This is a genomic window from Bacillus capparidis (assembly GCF_017832095.1).
Classification (GTDB): domain Bacteria; phylum Bacillota; class Bacilli; order Bacillales; family Bacillaceae; genus Bacillus; species Bacillus gobiensis.
In genome coordinates this window covers 100594-119305 of sequence record NZ_JAFDST010000006.1, presented here as the reverse complement: position 1 = coordinate 119305, position 18712 = coordinate 100594, and the positions used below count along the sequence as shown (strand labels likewise).

19 protein-coding genes are annotated in these 18712 nt (G+C 39.2%); 5 read left to right on the top strand and 14 right to left on the bottom strand.

Features of this window, described 5'->3' with window-relative positions; translation table 11 throughout:
• Positions 1–90: 90 nt before the first annotated feature.
• The 5 genes from JOC74_RS19885 to JOC74_RS19865 form a co-directional block, all read right to left on the bottom strand.
• Positions 91–993, bottom strand: coding sequence for an AEC family transporter (locus JOC74_RS19885; RefSeq protein WP_053602256.1), 903 nt, complete (start codon positions 991–993; stop codon positions 91–93).
• 243 nt (positions 994–1236) lie between these two features.
• Positions 1237–2775: a bifunctional GNAT family N-acetyltransferase/carbon-nitrogen hydrolase family protein gene (locus tag JOC74_RS19880; RefSeq protein ID WP_053602255.1), complete on the bottom strand. Its 1539-nt coding sequence runs from the start codon at positions 2773–2775 to the stop codon at positions 1237–1239.
• Between the two features lie 57 nt (positions 2776–2832).
• Positions 2833–3486, bottom strand: coding sequence for an HAD family hydrolase (locus tag JOC74_RS19875; RefSeq protein ID WP_053602254.1), 654 nt, complete (start codon positions 3484–3486; stop codon positions 2833–2835).
• Between the two features lie 106 nt (positions 3487–3592).
• Positions 3593–4018 (bottom strand): CBS domain-containing protein, encoded by a 426-nt coding sequence (locus JOC74_RS19870; protein WP_053602253.1) that lies wholly within the window; start codon positions 4016–4018, stop codon positions 3593–3595.
• A 72-nt stretch (positions 4019–4090) separates the two neighbouring features.
• A complete protein-coding gene (locus JOC74_RS19865) occupies positions 4091–4450 on the bottom strand; it encodes a DUF5365 family protein (protein WP_053602252.1) in 360 nt (119 codons plus the stop codon).
• A 109-nt stretch (positions 4451–4559) separates the two neighbouring features.
• Here JOC74_RS19865 and JOC74_RS19860 point away from each other — a divergent pair, with 109 nt between their 5' ends.
• On the top strand, positions 4560–5459 hold the full coding sequence (locus JOC74_RS19860; RefSeq protein WP_053602251.1) for an RluA family pseudouridine synthase: 900 nt from the start codon (positions 4560–4562) through the stop codon (positions 5457–5459).
• Positions 5460–5557: 98 nt separating this feature from the next.
• Here the strand turns inward: JOC74_RS19860 and srtD are convergent, their stop codons facing one another.
• The 3 genes from srtD to JOC74_RS19845 all read right to left on the bottom strand — a co-directional run bounded on the left by srtD (position 5558) and on the right by JOC74_RS19845 (position 10423).
• Positions 5558–6130 carry a class D sortase, LPxTATN-specific gene (gene srtD / locus JOC74_RS19855; RefSeq protein ID WP_053602250.1) on the bottom strand — a complete coding sequence of 191 codons (573 nt, stop codon included), beginning with the start codon at positions 6128–6130 and terminating at the stop codon, positions 5558–5560.
• Between the two features lie 85 nt (positions 6131–6215).
• Positions 6216–6806: an NAD(P)H-dependent oxidoreductase gene (locus JOC74_RS19850; RefSeq protein ID WP_158320283.1), complete on the bottom strand. Its 591-nt coding sequence runs from the start codon at positions 6804–6806 to the stop codon at positions 6216–6218.
• A gap of 86 nt (positions 6807–6892) precedes the next feature.
• Positions 6893–10423 carry a CheR family methyltransferase gene (locus JOC74_RS19845; protein ID WP_211086294.1) on the bottom strand — a complete coding sequence of 1177 codons (3531 nt, stop codon included), beginning with the start codon at positions 10421–10423 and terminating at the stop codon, positions 6893–6895.
• 188 nt (positions 10424–10611) lie between these two features.
• Between JOC74_RS19845 and JOC74_RS19840 the strand changes: the two genes are divergently transcribed.
• On the top strand, positions 10612–11250 hold the full coding sequence (locus JOC74_RS19840; RefSeq protein ID WP_053602247.1) for a spore coat protein: 639 nt from the start codon (positions 10612–10614) through the stop codon (positions 11248–11250).
• Here the strand turns inward: JOC74_RS19840 and JOC74_RS19835 are convergent, their stop codons facing one another.
• Positions 11251–12177 carry a collagenase gene (locus tag JOC74_RS19835; protein ID WP_053602246.1) on the bottom strand — a complete coding sequence of 309 codons (927 nt, stop codon included), beginning with the start codon at positions 12175–12177 and terminating at the stop codon, positions 11251–11253.
• Between the two features lie 158 nt (positions 12178–12335).
• Entirely contained in the window at positions 12336–12890 is a 555-nt protein-coding gene (locus JOC74_RS19830; RefSeq protein ID WP_053602245.1) for a YhcN/YlaJ family sporulation lipoprotein, read from the bottom strand.
• Positions 12891–13048: 158 nt separating this feature from the next.
• Between JOC74_RS19830 and JOC74_RS19825 the strand changes: the two genes are divergently transcribed.
• From JOC74_RS19825 to cspB, 3 genes are all read left to right on the top strand, one after another.
• Positions 13049–13321, top strand: a complete 273-nt coding sequence (locus JOC74_RS19825) for a hypothetical protein (RefSeq protein ID WP_053602244.1) — start codon at positions 13049–13051, stop codon at positions 13319–13321.
• 340 nt (positions 13322–13661) lie between these two features.
• On the top strand, positions 13662–15083 hold the full coding sequence (locus JOC74_RS19820; protein WP_053602243.1) for an NAD-dependent succinate-semialdehyde dehydrogenase: 1422 nt from the start codon (positions 13662–13664) through the stop codon (positions 15081–15083).
• A 297-nt stretch (positions 15084–15380) separates the two neighbouring features.
• Complete coding sequence (gene cspB, locus JOC74_RS19815; RefSeq protein WP_003155376.1) at positions 15381–15581, top strand: cold shock-like protein CspB; 201 nt, start codon at positions 15381–15383, stop codon at positions 15579–15581.
• Positions 15582–15763: 182 nt separating this feature from the next.
• On the opposite strand, the gene JOC74_RS19810 is transcribed toward cspB, so the two are convergent.
• Genes JOC74_RS19810 through JOC74_RS19795 form a run of 4 tightly spaced genes read right to left on the bottom strand, consistent with a single transcriptional unit; the run spans position 15764 to position 18708 of the window.
• On the bottom strand, positions 15764–16711 hold the full coding sequence (locus tag JOC74_RS19810) for an ABC transporter permease (RefSeq protein WP_053602242.1): 948 nt from the start codon (positions 16709–16711) through the stop codon (positions 15764–15766).
• The gene (locus JOC74_RS19805) at positions 16704–17630 is read right to left on the bottom strand and encodes an ABC transporter ATP-binding protein (RefSeq protein ID WP_053602241.1); all 927 of its coding nucleotides are present in this window, start codon (positions 17628–17630) and stop codon (positions 16704–16706) included. The genes JOC74_RS19810 and JOC74_RS19805 overlap by 8 nt, the downstream gene beginning before the upstream one ends.
• Before the next feature lie 2 nt (positions 17631–17632).
• Positions 17633–18337 carry an ABC transporter ATP-binding protein gene (locus tag JOC74_RS19800; protein ID WP_053602240.1) on the bottom strand — a complete coding sequence of 235 codons (705 nt, stop codon included), beginning with the start codon at positions 18335–18337 and terminating at the stop codon, positions 17633–17635.
• Positions 18334–18708 (bottom strand): GntR family transcriptional regulator, encoded by a 375-nt coding sequence (locus JOC74_RS19795; protein WP_053602239.1) that lies wholly within the window; start codon positions 18706–18708, stop codon positions 18334–18336. Before JOC74_RS19795 ends, JOC74_RS19800 begins: the two co-directional genes overlap by 4 nt.
• Between the last annotated feature and the right edge of the window lie 4 nt (positions 18709–18712).

The following is an 18712-nucleotide window of genomic DNA, read 5'->3' as shown; positions in this document are numbered from 1 at the left end:
GCTGATTGGCAGTTCACTTTATCAAAAACAGGCTGGCATATTGTGCATAAACTTGGTGTCGCTGCCAATCCTAGTTTATGTATTAAAAGACTATAAAATAATCCACATAAGTATAGGAAGCGTAACGATGCTTAATACTGTACTGATAAATGTGGCGCTTGATACCACTTCCGGTTTAGTTTGAAATTGTACAGCCATCAGCGTCGTATTAGCAGCAGTTGGCATGGCCGCAACTAAAATCATAATCTGCTTTGTCATATCATCAACCGGGAGTATAAACGTACAACCGTAAGCGATGATTGGTGAAATGATGAGCTTAAGAATCAATGAATACGAAATCATGCTGTATTCAATATTTCTAAATGAAATTAAAGCAAGCTGCATTCCGAGAATAATCATGATTGTTGGAATCGTTGCATCTGCAACCATATGTACCGCTGTCATTATTTCTTCGCTTAATGGAATATGCAGCAGCTGGAATACGACTCCGGCGATGGCACCGTAAACGACCGGCATTTTCGTTACCTTCGCTATGACCATTCTCATCCCATCAGATCCGGGACTTCCTTTTGCGGCATAATACAAGCCGACCGTACTCATGACAAGCTGCTGAAGCACCATTAAAATGACTGCGATGTCGAGCCCCTTCGTCCCAAAAAGTAAAAACACGACAGGTGTCCCGTAGTTGCCATTGTTCATAAAGGCAGAAGCAAGCACAACACCACATCGTTCCTGATTGTCGTAGCGATAAAAATAAGAAATAACATAAACGAGGGAGATTAATCCGTAACAAAGCAGTACGCAAAAAATGGAAAGGTACAAATAATCTGTCGTCAGTTTGTTTTCATAAAATGTTCGAAATGCGAGAACCGGTGATAATAGATAAAGAGACATTGTGGAAAGATTTTTTGTATCAAACCCTATTGTCTTCTGACCGATATATCCAAGTGCAAATATTCCAAACACCGGCAGTAAAATCAGCAAAAAATCCATGTTGCACCTTCTCATTCCAATAAAATATATAATGTCATTTTATTTGAAAATTGAAACAGTTGCAATCCAAGGTAGATAGAATCAGAGTGTGATGCTTAAAATCTATCAATCTTTGCGATCCCGCATGAGTATTTTGTTTATCGGCGATTTTCCGATTATATCGGCGAAAATAAAAATATATCGACGTTTCGACACAATCTGACACCAATACAAAAAAAGACGGAACTGTACACAGTTCCGCGCTTATTTTTTGTAATTAATCCTGTAAATATCATGTCTTCTATCTTTCAGCTGGCGGACGGTTCCATCCTGGCGCTGCCGCCTCAAGATTTCTAAATCAACATCTCCGATGACAACCATTTCGATATTCGGATTGCATTCTCCAACGATGCCGTCTCTTGCAAATTCAAAATCGGAAGGGGCAAAAATTGCAGATTGCGCGTACTGAATATCCATGTTTTCTGTTTGCGGCAAATTACCTACTGTCCCGGATATCACCGTATAAATTTGGTTTTCGACAGCCCTTGCCTGTGCGCAATATCTGACTCTTAAGTACCCTTGGCGATCTTCTGTACAGAAAGGAGTAAAAATAATTTTCGCGCCTCGATCTGTCGCTATGCGGGCAAGCTCAGGAAATTCAATATCATAGCAAATTTGAATCGCAATCCTGCCGCAGTCTGTATCAAACACCTTCACTTGGTCTCCGGCACTGATTCCCCACCATTTCTGCTCGTTCGGAGTAATATGAAGCTTATATTGCTTCTCAATCGTTCCGTCTCTTCTGAACAAATAGGCAATATTATAGACTTTCCCATCCTCTTCAACAAAGTGGGAGCCGCCGATTAAATTGATATTGTACTTTACGGCTAAATCAGTAAATAGTTTGATATAGTCCTCTGTATACTCAGTGATTCTTTGGACAGCCCTGCTTGGTGACCGTTCTTCCAGAAAAGACATCAGCTGGGTTGTGAAAATTTCAGGATAAACGGCAAAGTCGGAGCCCGCGTCTGACGCTACATCGGCGTAGTATTCCACTTGGTTTGCAAATTCTTCAAATGAATAAATCTGCTTCATCTCATATTGAATGACACAAATTCGAACTGGAAATGCAGTTTTAAAATACCGCTTCGATTTCGGATGATAATCCACGTTGTTCCATTCCATTAAAGTTGCGTAGCTATTTGAAGCTTTATCATCCGGAAGATAGTTCGGATTGATCCTCATAAGCCTGAATTCATTCATCAGTTGAAACGATAAAACCGGATCATAAATTTGTTGGCGAATGACTTCATCTACATATTCTCTCGGAGACATTTCATTTGCATACTTATGGTATTTTGGGATTCGTCCGCCAATAATAATGCTTTTCAGATTTAACCTTCTGGCAAGATCCTTCCTTGCTTCATAAAGTCTGTGTCCGATCTTCATTCCTCGATAATCAGGATGCACCATAATTTCAATGCCATACATATTGTAGCCTTCTGGATTATGATTCGTAATATATCCGTTATCTGTAATGTCCTGCCACGTGTGCCGATCGTCGAACTCATCAAAGTTCAATAGCAGGCTTGAGCATGATCCGATAATTTCCCCTTCAAACTCCGTACAAATTTGACCTTCTGGAAAATGTTCAATATGGCTCTCCAAATGTTCGATTTTCCATGGCTCCATCCCGGGGAAACAGAGGGATTGCAGCTTAATAATATTATATATGTCTTTTTTTTCAATTTGCCGAATGATCACTTTCTTTTCAAATCGTTTAAGATCTAGTTTTTCTGACAACCTCGTTCCTCCTTATATCATTTCGTTTATCCTCCCACCAATGTTAGAAGGTTCATTTTAACGTAATGTTTCGATCAGTTCCTTTAATTCCATTTCTGCCATAGACTCCAGCCGATGGTCAAATTCGCCGAATTCCAAATCCTTAGTGACACTGTTAGGGACGATGACACATTTCATACCTGCTCTTTTGGCTGCCAGCAAACCGTTGACTGAATCTTCAAAGACTAAGCATTCGTTCGGATCGACTCCTAAGCAAGCTGCCGTCTGCAAGTATAGCTCGGGATTGGGCTTCACTTCTTCAACGTCATCCGCTGTACGTATGCATTCAAAGAAATCATAAAGCTTAAGGCTCTTCAAATAATCCGACACCCATTTATAATCAGAGCTTGATGCCAAACCGATTTTTAGCCCGAGATCTTTTGCTACTAGCAAATAGTCTTTGACGCCGGGCCGTTCGATTTGGGACTCCATTTTTTTAAAATAACGGGTCCTGCGTGATTCCGTAAAGGAATCAAGGTCCAGCTTCGTTTTTGCTTGTTCTTGTAAATAAGTGAAGGGATGAAAATCAGAAATCGTGCCAACTACCTTTCCCCATACAGAAAGAGGAAGAGTCGCGCCGTGTTCTTCAAATATTTCCTGAAGAACTTCGTACTCTGCTGTTTCCGTATCTAAAATAAGTCCATCAAAGTCAAATATTACAGCTTTAAACATCTAGACCCTCCTTGCTTGCTTCTTAATAAAATATACCCTACTTTTATTCACATTCAAAATTATTTCTAAAGAAAAAGCCCGCCTATAAAAAGGCAGGTCTTTATGGTTACTGAGCATTTTCATGATCGGATATGTTTGACAGAGCCTCTCCGGCAGAATTGTTCGACATCTGGTTGACAGATAAGTCGCCCAGTGCGACGATTCCGATTAAATGATTGTTTTCTACAATCGGAAGCCTTCTGATTTGCTTACTTGACATAAGCTCCGACGCTTCCTCAAGGCTCATATCCGGGTTCCCTGAAATGATGTCTGATGTCATCACTTCTGAAATAGGCGCATTGTTTTGGTGATCTCCGGCGATTGATCTTGTTGTAATATCACGGTCGGTTATCATACCTTTTAACACACCGTCATCTACAACCGGAATTGCTCCAATTTTATGCTGATCCATTAATTCAGCCGCTTCCTTCACTGTTTGGTTGGAAGATACTGAAATTACGTTTTTTGACATAGATTCACTTACTTTTGTCATCTATAGCACCCCTTTCATGCTATAGTATGTACGTAACCTCGAGTAATATAGAGGAAGTTGAATCCATTTGGGTTAATGAATATGCTGTTTTCCGCTATGTATGCTTTCACTGGAATATGGAAATTGTAATCCAAAGGACCGAAGCTTGTTGAAATTCCACTCCAACCGATGGAGGTCAAGCTCATTTGAATTTTGCGGTTCGCAGTTTTCTTCGAGCAAAATATAAATTGTTTGCAGGCAAGAGATGATTTGCAAAGCCTCATCCATTGTTCCATTATACTGGCTTTCCGATAAATTGAGCACCCCTTGCTTTTTAAATGCAGCTATTTCATTAGCCGTGTAGCTACGTGTGAATATATGTGAATAGAACTTGCTTATCATTTCCTCAATGTATTTTTGCTGCTCTTCTGTCGCAGCGATTACAACCTTCATAATGGTACGCCTGCCTTCCGTCTCTAATTCGTTTAAAGGATAGCATACATACATAGACAAAGTAGAGAGGTAAGTGTTTCCTTGCCATTCAATGAAAGGAGAGAAAAAAATGCAACAAATTGGAAGAAGCATCTATTTCGCTGTTTCCGAGAAGGATGCAGGGTCGATGCTTTTTACTTTTCTGGCAGCTCAAGCCTGTGCTTCCAAAAAATTAATTCAATACTGGATTGCTAATCGAAAAATTAAGCAAAACCAATCATTTGTTAGTCATAATGCCCAACTGAATGAAAACGACAGCATTTCAATTGATTTTTATGAAAATGAGCCATTTGATGTTGTGCCTGAATATGGGGATCTGCCTGTATTGTTTGAGGATGACCACTTGATTGTTATTAACAAGCCGGCGGGGCTGGCAACCCATCCGAATGAAGCCGGACAAACCGGAACTTTAGCCAATTTGATCGCCTTTTATTTTCAAATGAATGGCGAAGAAAGACGCATTCGCCACGTCCATCGTCTTGACCAAGATACATCTGGCGCTATTGTGTTTGCCAAGCATCGCCTGGCACTGGCATTATTGGATCAACAAATGGCCAAGAAACAGATAAAGCGAACCTACCTTGCCATAGCAGAAGGCAAGCTAAAGAATGCCAGGGGGAAAATTGATCAGCCGATCGGGCGTGACCGCTATCACTCTGTAAGAAGACGGGTGTCCCAAACAGGTCAATCCGCGGTCACAAACTTTATCGTTAAGGGTTATGACGAAAAAAAGGACCTTTCGCTTCTCGAGCTTCAGCTGGACACAGGAAGAACTCACCAAATTAGAGTCCACAGCAGTTTCATCGGTCATCCGCTGGCTGGTGATACATTATACGGAGGGTCTGAAAGGTGGATAAAAAGGCAGGCGCTTCACTCCGAAAGCATAAGCTTTATCCATCCAATCACTAAGGAGGAACTTTTCATCCATGCGCCTCCTCCTAAAGACATGGACACGATTTTTTTAATATAAGAGATATTGCACATGAATTTCAAAAATCACAGGTACACCATTACATTTACAAAAGTTGACCTGAAGAATCATCCCTTTTCTTCGGTCAACTTTTTAACCTATTTCCGTTCTGCGTATATGATGTATCTTTCAGGAGCATTGCCAACATAGGAAAATGGATAGCACGTCGTTAATATTAGTTCTTCCTTCTCATGTTGCAGAGTAATGACAGAGGTATCATTCTGGTCGACAATTTTCGTATCGGTAATTTTGTATTCGAAAGTCCCATAGGAAAGCTGAATTTTCAATGAATCACCGATTTCCAGTTCTCCCGTCCGCCGGAATACTGTATCTCTATGCCCAGACATAACAATCTGGCCGTTCTGGTCGGGATAAAAGCTTCCTTTGTAATGGCCGACTCCTTTTTCAAGATCATCGGGATCAGTCCCTTCAACGATCGGAAGCTCCGTTTCAAGACGAGGAATGCTCAGTATCCCCACAGCATCACCCATAGTTGGAGTAAAGGATTCAACTGTGTTTTCCTTGCCGGACGGTTTATTAATGACTTCTTTTGCTTGAGCCATTGATTCACCTGTTTTAATATTTCCATCAACGATCTTCCATATTCCATAACCTGCAAAAGCAAGGCCGCAAGCAATTAACAAAAGGGAAAAGACTTTCATTTTTTTCATGTCAAAGCAAGTCTCCTATGTAACTTTTTTCTAAAGTATACCAAAAGAGAAGGCACAGAAATAGCAGGAAAATGTAAACTTTATATTATGATTCCTTTTGGAGAAGATTTATAATCGGTTCAACCTCAAGCAGCATTTTTCTTCGTTCTTCATGATCTATAAAAGGGACGGAGTAGAAATATTTATGAATGATGACTTCAATGCCGCATCTAGCAAGAATGCCCAGATCAATCGAGTTTCCCATTGATTTTACGAGCTGAAGCTGTTTCGCAATTTTCTCAGGCTGGCCTGTTGTTTGAAAAATAATTGCTCTTTTATCGTTCAGCAAACCGTTCAATCCATCTTTTGTCATATTAAATGCGAAGCCGTTTGTGAAGACCCTGTCAAAATACCCTTTTAAGATGGCAGGCAAGCCTGACCACCAGGTGGGAAAAATATACACAAGCAAATCAGCATCAATAATAAATTTTTGTTCCTCAAGAATTTCTTGCTCGACTTCTGATTGAGAAAAGGTCTGGTAATTATCCTTCATAAGGACGGGATTAAACTTTAGCTTGTACAGATCCCTCACGCAAACATTGTAATTTAACTCCTCCAGATAATGCGTGACACGATCCAAAAGAGAATAATTAAAGCTTGATGGATTAGGGTGTGCGATGACAATTAACGTGTTCATGCCTGCATCCTCCTTTTCCATAGTTTCATAAAAAAAATTAAAATTATGTATAAAAAGAAAGCCGCAGCGGATCCATGCGGCTTTTCTTACAAGCAAGGAAGGTAAATTTTCACTGTTGTCCCCTGGTCTTCTTCACTCTCAAAAATGATTTCTCCTTTATGGCTTTCAATGATTCTCATTGTAACCATCAGACCAAGCCCTGTTCCTTTTTCTTTCGTTGTATAAAAAGGTTCACCAAGCTTATCAAGAAAATCCTTCGAAATTCCCTTCCCTTGGTCTTTAATCATAATCAATACACGGTCTTCTTCACCCTTCGATTGAATCAATATTTCACCTTCAAGCTCTTCCATTGCCTCGATTGCATTTTTTAAAATGTTTAAAAACACCTGCTTGAGTTCGGATGGAACTGCACGAACCTCATTTACATCCTGGCAAAGCGCTTTTGTTATACGAACGCCCTTAAGCATTGCCTGTGCTTCTAATATCAAATAAACATCTTCGATAATGTCGTTCACACATATAGTCTCAAACTTGGATGATTTGGTTTTGGATAAAAATAAAAACTCATTGATAATTGACTCCAGCCGAATAAATTCCGATTGCATTACCTCTGCATATTCCTTGTGATACGTATTGCTTTGAATCATAAGCTGCAGAAAGCCTTTTAAGGATGTCAGCGGATTTCTGATTTCATGGGCAATTCCTGCTGCCAGCTGTCCGATAGCAGAAAGCATTTCTGATTTCATCAGCATTTTTTCCGAATTCTTTTGATGGGTAATATCCTCTGCGACCCGCATAATTTGCTGGATATTTCCTTCATTATCCTCGAGAGTAATAAAGGAAACCTTTTCCCATAAGTCTGTGCCGTTTCTCCCTTGAGAGTATTCTTCGCCGGTCCAGCTTTTATGTTTAAGCACATGGTCCCAATGGTCCTTAAATTCATGTACTTTGAAGGAATTTTGATAAATATCAAATATGTTTTGTCCAATGATTTCAAATTGCTCTTTTCCTAAAATCGAACAGAAATTAATATTGACGTATTTAATTCTTCCACTCGGAGATGCAACCACAATGCTTGAATTGCTGTGTTCAATCCTATGTGAACCAACTTGCAAGGCTTTGTTTGTAGCTTTAAGATCAGTTATATTGACTAAAAGAATGACAAGTCCGTCCGCTTTGGTTCCATTTGACAAATTCGGAATCATTTTGACAATATATATGTCCTTATTGTCAGCTTCCACCTCTTTTTGAATCGTTTTCATCTCGTTTAATGCCTTTTTCGCGTCGTCAAGAAACTCGCGATAATTTAACCGGCTGGCAATGTGGTAAATAGGTCTTCCAACATCACGGTCAATTAAATGAAAAACATTTGCTGCTTCAGAAGTAAATAGTTTAATGTTGTATTCATTATCCAAGAAAACAGTTGCGATATTAGAGTTTATCAGCATTTTTTCCATTTCACCCGCGGTTGAGGAAAGCTCTTCAATCTTTTTCTCGAAATTTCCATTTACGGTCATCAAATCTTCGTTTACAACCTGAAGTTCTTCATTTGATGTTTGGAGCTCTTCATTGTCAGCGATTAATTTTTCGTTGGTGGATCGAAGTTCATCATTTGAAATTTCAAGCTCTTCTATTGTTGTTTGCAGCTTGGAGTTTGTTTCGTTAATTAACATTTCTAATTTCTGAATACAATGATTCGGATAAATTTCCTGATCTAACATCAAAAATTCTTTTTTATTCGTTTTTATTCCTTCCAATTCTTTATGAATAAACAATACGTATAAAGGATAATGACGCACATTGAATTTGAATCTGCGGACTGTAATCTCAACAAATACGGGAGCGCCATTAATCGTGACCTTAATATGATTACGTCTGATTTCTGATTTATGATCTTTGATTTTCTTCAAGGCTGAACTGATTGGGACAGATAAATCGGCGGATAGCCTACTATAGATGCTGTTCGATGGACTGCCAGCCGGAGTCTTTAAAAACTGACTCGCATTTGGAGAAGATGCAATAATTTCTTCTTGATCATTGATAATCAAAAAAGGGTTCAAAAATTGATCGATTAGTGAGAGATACAGTTCATCCAATTGCAGATTTTTTCGCTCATCTATATTTTCAAACGTATTGGCCAACGCTTTCCCTGCTTCGAGAGCGTTTAGATGAAAGCGGTTCCGTTTTGCTTTCTGATCATAAAATGAGTTTTTGAATATTTTCCATTTCCAATCTACAGGCTGATAAACTTCGGACTGATTACCGATAGTCTCACTGGGTCCAAGAACTAATAATCCTCCATCACAGAGAGAAAAATGGAACAAAGAAAGCGCCTTTTCCTGCAATTTTCTTTGAAAGTAAATCATTACATTACGGCAGCTGATGAAGTCCAAATTAACAAAAGGGGTATCTCTTATTAAATTGTGGGGAGCAAAGATGATGTGATTACGCAGAATTTTCTTCACTGAATAGCGCTGCCCTGTTTTGTCAAAATATTTTTTCAGCCAATCGGATGGAATCGAAGAAACCTCATTTTCTGTGTAGCTTCCTTTGCTCGCTTTTTGTATTGACCTGCGATTAATATCGGTTGCAAAAATTTGTAAATCCATGTCCAATTTACGCTTTTCAAGCTCTTCACTAAAAAGGATGGCATACGAGTAAGCTTCTTCACCCGTCGAACATCCTGCTATCCATATTCTGCAGGTTTGTTTGTCTTTCTTTATGTTGTTTTCAATAATCTTTGGAATATAAGTCTTTCTCAGTTGATAAAAAAATTCTTCATCTCTGAAAAAGTGTGTAATCCCGTTCAATAAATCGTCATGCAGCCTTTGTAATTCTTCTGGATGATCCAATATAAAAATCATATATTCATCTAATGTCTCTAACGGATGGCCAAGTAATTTCATTCTTCTCTCAATACGGCGGAGTATACTTTTTTTCTTATACATCGAAAAATCAACTCCATTTTGATTTTGAATTTTATACAGGATTTGATCTATTGCCCCCTCTGAGAATGAATCATAATCATCCATTGATTCATGCAGCTGATTAATATATCCGGCTATGTTTTCGGGAGCCGCAAAAACATTGGCAAAAGAGTACATTGATGCCCCAGCAGCATCCTGCACGGTACTGAATCCATTGTACTGATGAACGATCTTCAACCCTTCAAATCCGTCTCTCTCTTTACCGGGCAGAACGATTGCAATTGCTTTTTCTTTTTGAGTTTTCGCAAGAGATTTTAAAAGTACATTAATTGGAAAGTGATTGTTTTCAATGATGGTATAAGGAGTAAGCTTTATTGTTTTATTTTCAAGAATCTCAACATAATGTTCTGGGGGACTGAGGTAGACCGTGTTTGCCATAATGGCAGAACCTTGTTCAGCCATTTCCACATTCAGCGAAAGGTATTTTTCCATCAGGCTGGCGGTAAATCCTTTATGTTTTACAGAGGGTGTTTGGACAACAATGTATGAAAGACTGTGTAGCGGCTTAACATCCTTAAAATAGTCAAATAGTGCATCGAGTCGTTCAACCGAAACCCCGATACCAATAATTATAGAAGAAGGTGTTAGTTTTTGATTTTCCGGCATAAAGTTCAAAAGTTCTTCATGCATAATTCCACCCGCCCATATTAAATTATTTGCTCTACCAATTCGTCAGGCAATAAAAAAAACCTTCCAAAAAAAACGGAATAATTACTATTACCTATAAACTTTTTTTTGCCTTATTTTAGTAGGAATACTTCCGTAGGAATTTTCCTACAATATTCATGTTACTCTCTTGAAAGGTGGAATATGACAAAATGCAGCAGCAAAATCAGCAAATAAACATGAATCAACAGAATATGCCTATGAATCATGGCGGACATGAGGTTTTTGATTTACAAGAAGTGTTGTCAGGTATGATAAGTGTACTGGATCAATATATAATGTTCAGACAATACGTAAAGGATCCGGAGCTTCTCGACATGTTGGACCGTCAATACCAGTTTATCTCAAATCATTATAACATTACGGTTGAATGCTTCAAAACAGGAAGGAAACCTGCCCAAGAAACTTCAACCTACATGATGAAACAAGATCGCCAAGTCACATATGGAATTAAGGCTGCCCAGCCAAAAAAACCTTGCCAATCATTATCTGAAGTAAAAGACGCAGGACTAAGCGGCCATATGCTTGGATTAATCAAATCACAAACTACCATGCTAACCATGGCAGCTCTTGAGTCAACCAATCCTGTCGTGCGAAGAGTTGTAGCAGATCAAATTCCAAATTATATTGAAATGGCCTACGAAATCTTTTTGTATCAAAATAAACATGAGTATTACCAAGTCCCACAGCTTTCACCAGAGGATATGCAAAAAGCAACCGCCTCTTTTGCCCCTGCAAACGGCAATCCACAAATGCCGAACGCAGGCTCGAATCAAGGAACCTTGCATTAACTAAGAAACGGCATCAAGATTCATTTCTTGTGCCGTTTTTTCTTCTGTAGAATATTCTTGTATAAATAATTTTTCAAAATCCTTCAAAGATTCATTCGTAGCCTCTTGAAAAGCTTTATTAAAATCTCCGTTCGTCCTCGTTTCATTAATAATGGAAAGTAAAATGTCTTCTCCAAAGCTTTCCACAAGCTCATTAATCATATAGTAGCTCTGCAAATAAATATCAGTTGAATAATCAAACCGGGAATTTTGCCAATCTTCGTCGGTCATTAATTTTTCAAAAGGCACAGGAGAAAGATCCATAGGCTCCAACTCAATTTCATAATTTGCTATCCACTCCGCAACCCCTTCATGAAACCATAACGGCATTTCCTCCGGGTCCACATTTATTTCCCTTAATTTTTGATGGAGAGCATAATGCGTATATTCATGAATAAGGATACGTTGATATAAATATACAGAAAACTCTTCTTCTGAGGCCAGTTTTTCCTTTTCTTCCGGCAAAAGGCCGATTAGCTGATTTTGCTCGGAATAAAACCCGGAAATATCCCGCAGGTTGGAGAATCTCTCCATCTGTCCCCTATTTTCAAAAAAAATTAAATCAAGAGTATCATCTTCAGGAGGATGATAGTCTAATAGATTTCGATTTACTTCAATTGCATAATCAAGCGTTTCCTCTGTTAATGGAAGAATATCCTCTTCCTCTTCTGAATAATACACATTAACATGCTGATATGGAATCATATCAAGTGATTCCTTAATTTCCTCTTCTGTATAAGATTCCTCTAGAAACGATATTGTTTCATTAACCAGTGCTCCTTCGTCCGTAAATGCCGCCAACAGAATTGGAAGTGAGGCAAGAATTATGTGTAAAACTGCTCCCGTTAATAAGATTATAACTGCTGTTACTTTTAAGAACTTTTCCAATTCAACACCCCGTTTACAACGAACAAAATATATGGTTAATCTTTATTGTATACCCAAATTCAAACAATTGATATTCCCTTTCTATATGATTTTATGATGGATGAAGCAGTTTTGACAAAAAAATCCCTTCCACGTAAGTGAAAGGGAAAGCAAAGATGTTATTCAGCTGTAGGAAAAACTCTGCGTACAGTTTCTCCAAACTCATCAAAGAATCCTGCAATCGGTTCTCCTTGGTTGATCCGATTTCCGTAATCCTGCATGCGATCAAAGAAATCCGGATTCGCTGAGACGTAAACGTTATTGATGCTCTCGTCGGTTGATTTTACTTTATCAGAAATTTTATTTTTTACATCATCTGTAATATTTCCTTCTTTATTTCCTTCTAAAGCTACGGCAACAAATGCGTTATTTTCAGTAACGATAACTGTCGCGTTTTCGACGCCTTCCACTTCATTCACTTTGTCAGCAGCTTCATCGGCAACCTTCATTTGGTTATCTTCATTTTGGTTACCTTGATTTTGGTTACCTTGATTTTGGTTATCATCAGCCATATCATTGCCCACGTTATCCGGTCTGTTCATATCCCTGTAATTTACATTTTCATAAGGATTGTTGTCCCGTCGTCCGTTATCCCCTGCATTATTCATTCCACAGCCGGCAGTGAGGATAAATGGTACTAAAATAGCTGATAGCGCTAATTTTTTGTTTATCATTAGTTAACCTCCTTTTCGTATTTAGGATTTTCAGATTCCAGCTTTTTTATGCACAATATTTCAAATAAAGCTGCAGTATAAGATCAATACAAATGGTAAACATAAAATTCAACGGGGATTTCGGATGAAGTTTATGCCAAAAAAAGGAGGCTGAGATTTTGATTAAAAAACGGTCAGGTTTTAACCAGTTACCGCTCTTACTTACAACTATTGCTTTTATTGCTGCCATGTCTCCTGAAGCAAGAAAAGGAGCAGCAAAAGCCTATTCTTGGCTCGAAGGCAAAGTAAATGGATTACGTACAGAAGCAGATTTGAAAACGGTTAATATTTCATCAACCAACCCCATTCATGTCAGCCCGGAGATCATGAATGTTGTAAATGACGAACCTATTCTTCACATGGTTGATGAAATAGAAGAAAGCTTGCATTAACCGTTTATAACCGAACACCTCAAATTTACTCCCGGTTACCTTCCTTATTCCTAACAAATTAACTTCATGCACCTTCCGATGTAGCTACTTTGCAAATAATGGATAAGGAAGGAACTGTATGTTTTGAAAAACAAACTTCCCAAAAAAAGATTACTTTAACCTGTTGCCGGCTGACTATGATTGCATTTTCAAGGATTGCACTGACTTGGAAATTGCAAGAAATCACATGAATTTTACTTATTCCTTTTCATTGACATTCCCTTTGAATTCTACTACTTTAGCTCTATACGAAATATTCTGATTTCATTATCGGAATTAAATAAGTAGTGGAGGGATTTTAATGAAGCCTCTTTATATCAACGGTGATTGGGTCACAACAAAAAACAAGCTATCTGTACATAATCCTGCTACCGGCGATATCGTTTCAGACGTTGCCTTTGGAGGAAAGGAAGAAGCGCAGTCGGCAGTTGATGCAGCTGATAAAGCGTTTTTAACATGGTCAAAAGCGACTGCAAAAGAACGCTCAGAAATTTTAAAAAAATGGTTCTCACTCATACAAGATCACAAAGAATCCATCGGCCGTCTAATGACTAGTGAGCAAGGAAAGCCGCTGCCAGAAGCGATTGGCGAAGTAGAATATGCTAACAACTTTGTGGAATGGTATGCGGAGGAAGGAAAGCGTGTATACGGTGATATTATTCCTGCTTCTTTTAAAAACAAACGCATTTATGTGACTAAACAGCCTATCGGAGTCATTGCAGCGATTACTCCTTGGAATTTTCCAGCAGCAATGATCACACGAAAAATTGCTCCCGCCCTTGCAGCAGGGTGTACTGCCGTGATTAAGCCGGCTGAAGAAACTCCTCTTACTGCCCTCAGGCTTGCAGAACTTGCACATGAAGCGGGAATTCCAAAAGGTGTCCTAAACGTAGTTTTAGGAGAAGCACAGGAAATAGCTGAAGTCTGGCAAAAGGATCCTCGTGTACGAAAAATCTCATTTACCGGATCGACCGAAGTGGGAAAAATTTTAATGCGCGGCGCCAGTCAAACAGTGAAAAAAGTCTCTTTTGAGCTTGGCGGCCATGCGCCCTTTATTGTTTTTCCAGATACGGATCTAGGTTTCGCTGTCAACGGGCTTCTTAAATCAAAATTCAGAAATGCCGGCCAAACCTGCGTCTGTACAAACCGAGTGTACGTACATGATTCAATCTACGAACAATTCGTCCAAAAAACGATCGAGAAAATTGCAGGCCTTAAAGTCGGAAGCGGATTAGAAGAAGGTGTTACGATCGGTCCCCTTATTAATCATGAAGCGAAGAAAAAGGTTCAATCCCATATAAAAGATGCAGAGGAAAAAGGAGGTCAATTGTATTATCATAATAACCAAACGATCAATGACGGTGATTTGTTCGTTCCCCCAGTAGTTATTTCGAACGCAAACGATGATATGCTCTGCATGAATGAAGAAACCTTTGGACCGGTTGCTCCAATTGCCAGATTCCAAACGGCTGATGAAGTGATCAAGCGAGCTAATGATACTCCTTATGGACTGGCAGCCTATTTATACACGGATAATTTAAGCGATGCTATTAAAGTAAGTGAAGGCTTGGATTATGGCATTATCGGCGTCAACGATTCTCTCCCTTCAGTGGTTCAAGCTCCTTTTGGAGGAATGAAAGAAAGCGGAATCGGCCGGGAAGGCGGATACTACGGAATAGAAGAGTATCTGGAAACAAAATACACATCGATTAGAATCAGATAAAGTGAACCTTTGATCAGGGGAGATTGCAATTCGCATTGAATATGCTAGTGAAGGCGTTGCAAATGGAAATCTTGCCCCCATAATAAGGGATAAATTATACAGAAACGCCTAGAAATTTTTCGAAAAAATTACCGATAATAGTTGAATTTCTGACAAATTCCTGATAAAGTAAAGTTAATTATTTTTGTTCGAACTATCTTTAAAGAAGAAAGTTTTGAAAGAGTTTTCGTCTTGGAAGTTTGTTTTAGAGCAAGAATAGTGAATTTAAGCGTTATGATCGCTTTAGGAGGAAATTTCATGCTAGAAGGTAAAGTAAAATGGTTCAATTCTGAAAAAGGTTTCGGTTTCATCGAAGTTGAAGGTCAAGACGATGTATTCGTTCACTTCTCTGCTATTCAAGGCGAAGGCTTCAAAACTTTAGAAGAAGGTCAATCTGTTTCTTTCGAAATCGTTGAAGGAAACCGTGGCCCTCAAGCTGCTAACGTTACAAAAGCATAATTTCAGATTAATCCATATGAAAAGACTCCCGATTTCGATCGGGAGTCTTGCTTATTTACTCTTTTCTTTTTCCTTTTTCTTTTCCCCAGTAATTACAGCAGCCACTCCTCTGAGTAATGACACTTTTATCGAAACCAAAGACCAAAAGCCCATATGAACTCCCCTATAGACAGCCTGCTTTGTTAAGCTGCAACGTCTCTTTTGGTAAACACAGTAAATGCCAAAACAATAAAGATAATAAAATAGATAATCAGCATGATAATGGAGAAACCAAGAGTCATTCCTTCTATTAACGGGGTTCCATCAAAGTATTGTGTCAGATCCGTGTTGGCAAACAGACTGTATTTCGCCCAATCAAATCTCATAGCAAGCAATCCGGTTACTGTGCCTCCCAAGACAAGGAGAAAGATGCTGATCCCGCTAGCCAAAGAATTGTTTCGAAATACTGACGAAATCATAAAAGCCATTGTCGAAAGCATGAAAAGGTCGATGGAATGCAGGCAATAGTTCGTTATTAAATGCAGAAGCATGCTTTTTTCTTGAACCGAGCCGTCATGATAAGCTAGATAAGGTGCACTCTCACCGCCTGTTCCAAAGAAAATAAGACCTACAATCGCTGTACTGATAAATAGAAACGCAAGCATCGCTACGGCAAATGTCAAAACCGTTATATACTTCGATAGTAATAGCTTAAAACGACCGATCGGCCGAATAATTAATAGTTTAATCGTTCCCCAGCTGAACTCGTTTGCAACCATGCCTGAAGCAATGATGATCGTAAACAATCCAACCAGCGTTGTAAAGCCCATCGTATCAGTTAAAAACGACCAGACTGTATATTCTCCCTCTGGAGGCAGATTATTTTCAATTCTGTACTCATTAATAGCAATCGTTTTTTGGTAGTTTTGTTTTAAGAGAGAATTTGAATCACCTACCTCTTTAAGAGCCGTATTCATCTCTTTATTCTGCTCTGTTAATTGCTGTTTCCAATTCGGATTTGACTCAGCTTGATCAGTTGTTCTGTTCATTATTCCAAAAGCAATGACCGAAACGAGAAGCAATCCTGCCATGACAATCGTTCCGGGACGTTTGATAATCTTTATCCACTCGTTTAGTATCAGCTTATGCATGAGCTTTTTCCTCCTTACTCTCTGATGTCATCTCAAGAAAACGATCTTCAAGCGTTTTGTTGACCCGTTTTATTTCATATAGTCGGACATTTGCATTGACCAGATGGTAAATTAAATCCGGAATTGCTTCTTTAGAGGCCTCGACCTGAATACCGTTTTCAGTATGTAATGGTTCAAGGGCGCCAAACATTTCTGCAGCTTTGTATGCCTGCTCAGGATCATCGGCTAGAATCACTAACGTTTCTTTTTGATCATTCGTAAATTCATGGACATTCTGGATATCTAGTAATTTACCATTTTTTATTATCGCAATCCTGTCACACATCAGCTCCATTTCAGAAAGCAAATGACTGGATACAATAACCGCTATTCCTTTTTCCCGTGCCAGCCTTCTTAAATAATCACGAATTTCTCTGATTCCGGCAGGATCGAGCCCGTTTGTCGGTTCATCAAGGATTAATATTTTTGGGTCATGAAGCAAGGCCTGAGCAAGCCCGAGCCGCTGCCTCATACCAAGTGAATAGGTTTTTACTTTGTCATGAATCCGCTTCTTTAAGCCAACCAGCTCAACAACCTCATCAATTTTTTCCTTAGTCACTCCTTTTGTCATACGGGCATATTGTTTTAAATTTTGATAGCCTGTAAGAAATTTATAAAGCTCCGGATTTTCAACAATGGCACCGATGTGAGCCGCCGCTTTTTCAAAATTTGCAGCGATGTTGTCACCGCAAATAATAATCTCGCCTTCAGAAATTTTCATATGACCAACCATCATTCGAATCGTTGTTGTTTTCCCGGCACCATTCGGTCCAAGGAATCCGAAAACCTCACCGGCATTCACTTCAAAATTGAGCCGATCAATAATTCGTTTTCCTCGAATCACTTTTGAGACGTCTTTTAACTCTAACAGCTTTGCCATGATCATTCTCCTTTGTTTTGAAATATTTCCTTCAGCCAATCCTTCACACAAAGATCTTCTTCTTCCCTAACCCGTTCGACGTTTTCTCGCGCCGCAATTTTCCCGTTTGCTATGACAATGACCTCGTCAAGCAACAGCTCAATTTCGTCAATCTCATGGGTTGCGATCAGCACTGTCTGCTTTTCAAGGTCAATGTGGCTAATCAGAATCTTCGCAATTGATTCCCGAACCATAGGATCAAGACCTGAAAACGGTTCGTCAAGCAAAAGGAAGGGAGCGTCTCTGGAGATTGCAAGCACGAGCTTTAATCTACCGCGATTTCCTTTCGAGAGCTTTTTAATTTTTTTGTTTCCGTCTAATTTCATTAGGTTCAAAAGCTCATTTGCCTTTTGCCGGTCAAAGTCCTGAAACTGGGTTTGATAAAATGAAAGCATATCATTTACTTTGAATGGCTCATAAAGCATATCAAGCTCCGTCGAATAGGCTACCCTCTCACTAATTCTGCGGGATACTGCTTGATCCTCTACAAGTATCTCCCCTCGATCCGGAAAAACAAGTCCCGAAATGATCTTCAGAAAGGTCGATTTACCGCTGCCGTTCGGACCTAGCAATCCGTAGATTTTTCCCGGTGTAAGAGAAAGTGAAACGTGATCAAGAGCATATTCTTTTCCGTACTTTTTAGTCACCTGCTTCAATTCGATACTCACTCTGGATTCCCCTTTTTCAAAAAAGCTTCAAGCCCTTCCAGCATTTCTGCTTGTGTTAAACCAAGCTCCTTAAGCTGGTTGACATATTCCTCTGTCGCCTCGTTTTTCATCTTTTCCTTTAGATCGAGAATGATTTGATTATTTTCTGCAAGAAACGTGCCTTGACCGCGCCTAGTCTCCACGATCCCCATCCTTTCCATTTCACTGTAAGTCCGCTGAATTGTATTCGGATTAACACCGGTTTGAATCGCCATCTCTCGGACAGAAGGCAGCTTATCGCCCTGCTTCAATTCTCCGCGTACCACCTGTTTAAAGACCTGCTCGGCAATCTGCATATAGATCGGCTTTGACGATGAATAATTTTTAGCCATAGCT

Bases quoted from the DNA above. Each gene is read 5' to 3' on its own strand.
- JOC74_RS19850 (WP_158320283.1), bottom strand. From the start codon at position 6,806: ATGAACACGTTAATTGTCATCGCACACCCTAATCCATCAAGCTTTAAT.
- JOC74_RS19840 (WP_053602247.1), top strand. From the start codon at position 10,612: ATGCAGCAGCAAAATCAGCAAATAAACATGAATCAACAGAATATGCCT.
- JOC74_RS19870 (WP_053602253.1), bottom strand. From the start codon at position 4,018: ATGACAAAAGTAAGTGAATCTATGTCAAAAAACGTAATTTCAGTATCT.
- JOC74_RS19795 (WP_053602239.1), bottom strand. From the start codon at position 18,708: ATGGCTAAAAATTATTCATCGTCAAAGCCGATCTATATGCAGATTGCC.
- JOC74_RS19885 (WP_053602256.1), bottom strand. From the start codon at position 993: ATGGATTTTTTGCTGATTTTACTGCCGGTGTTTGGAATATTTGCACTT.
- JOC74_RS19875 (WP_053602254.1), bottom strand. From the start codon at position 3,486: ATGTTTAAAGCTGTAATATTTGACTTTGATGGACTTATTTTAGATACG.
- JOC74_RS19865 (WP_053602252.1), bottom strand. From the start codon at position 4,450: ATGAAGGTTGTAATCGCTGCGACAGAAGAGCAGCAAAAATACATTGAG.
- srtD (WP_053602250.1), bottom strand. From the start codon at position 6,130: ATGAAAAAAATGAAAGTCTTTTCCCTTTTGTTAATTGCTTGCGGCCTT.
- cspB (WP_003155376.1), top strand. From the start codon at position 15,381: ATGCTAGAAGGTAAAGTAAAATGGTTCAATTCTGAAAAAGGTTTCGGT.
- JOC74_RS19820 (WP_053602243.1), top strand. From the start codon at position 13,662: ATGAAGCCTCTTTATATCAACGGTGATTGGGTCACAACAAAAAACAAG.
- JOC74_RS19845 (WP_211086294.1), bottom strand. From the start codon at position 10,423: ATGCATGAAGAACTTTTGAACTTTATGCCGGAAAATCAAAAACTAACA.
- JOC74_RS19810 (WP_053602242.1), bottom strand. From the start codon at position 16,711: ATGCATAAGCTGATACTAAACGAGTGGATAAAGATTATCAAACGTCCC.
- JOC74_RS19830 (WP_053602245.1), bottom strand. From the start codon at position 12,890: ATGATAAACAAAAAATTAGCGCTATCAGCTATTTTAGTACCATTTATC.
- JOC74_RS19805 (WP_053602241.1), bottom strand. From the start codon at position 17,630: ATGGCAAAGCTGTTAGAGTTAAAAGACGTCTCAAAAGTGATTCGAGGA.
- JOC74_RS19860 (WP_053602251.1), top strand. From the start codon at position 4,560: ATGCAACAAATTGGAAGAAGCATCTATTTCGCTGTTTCCGAGAAGGAT.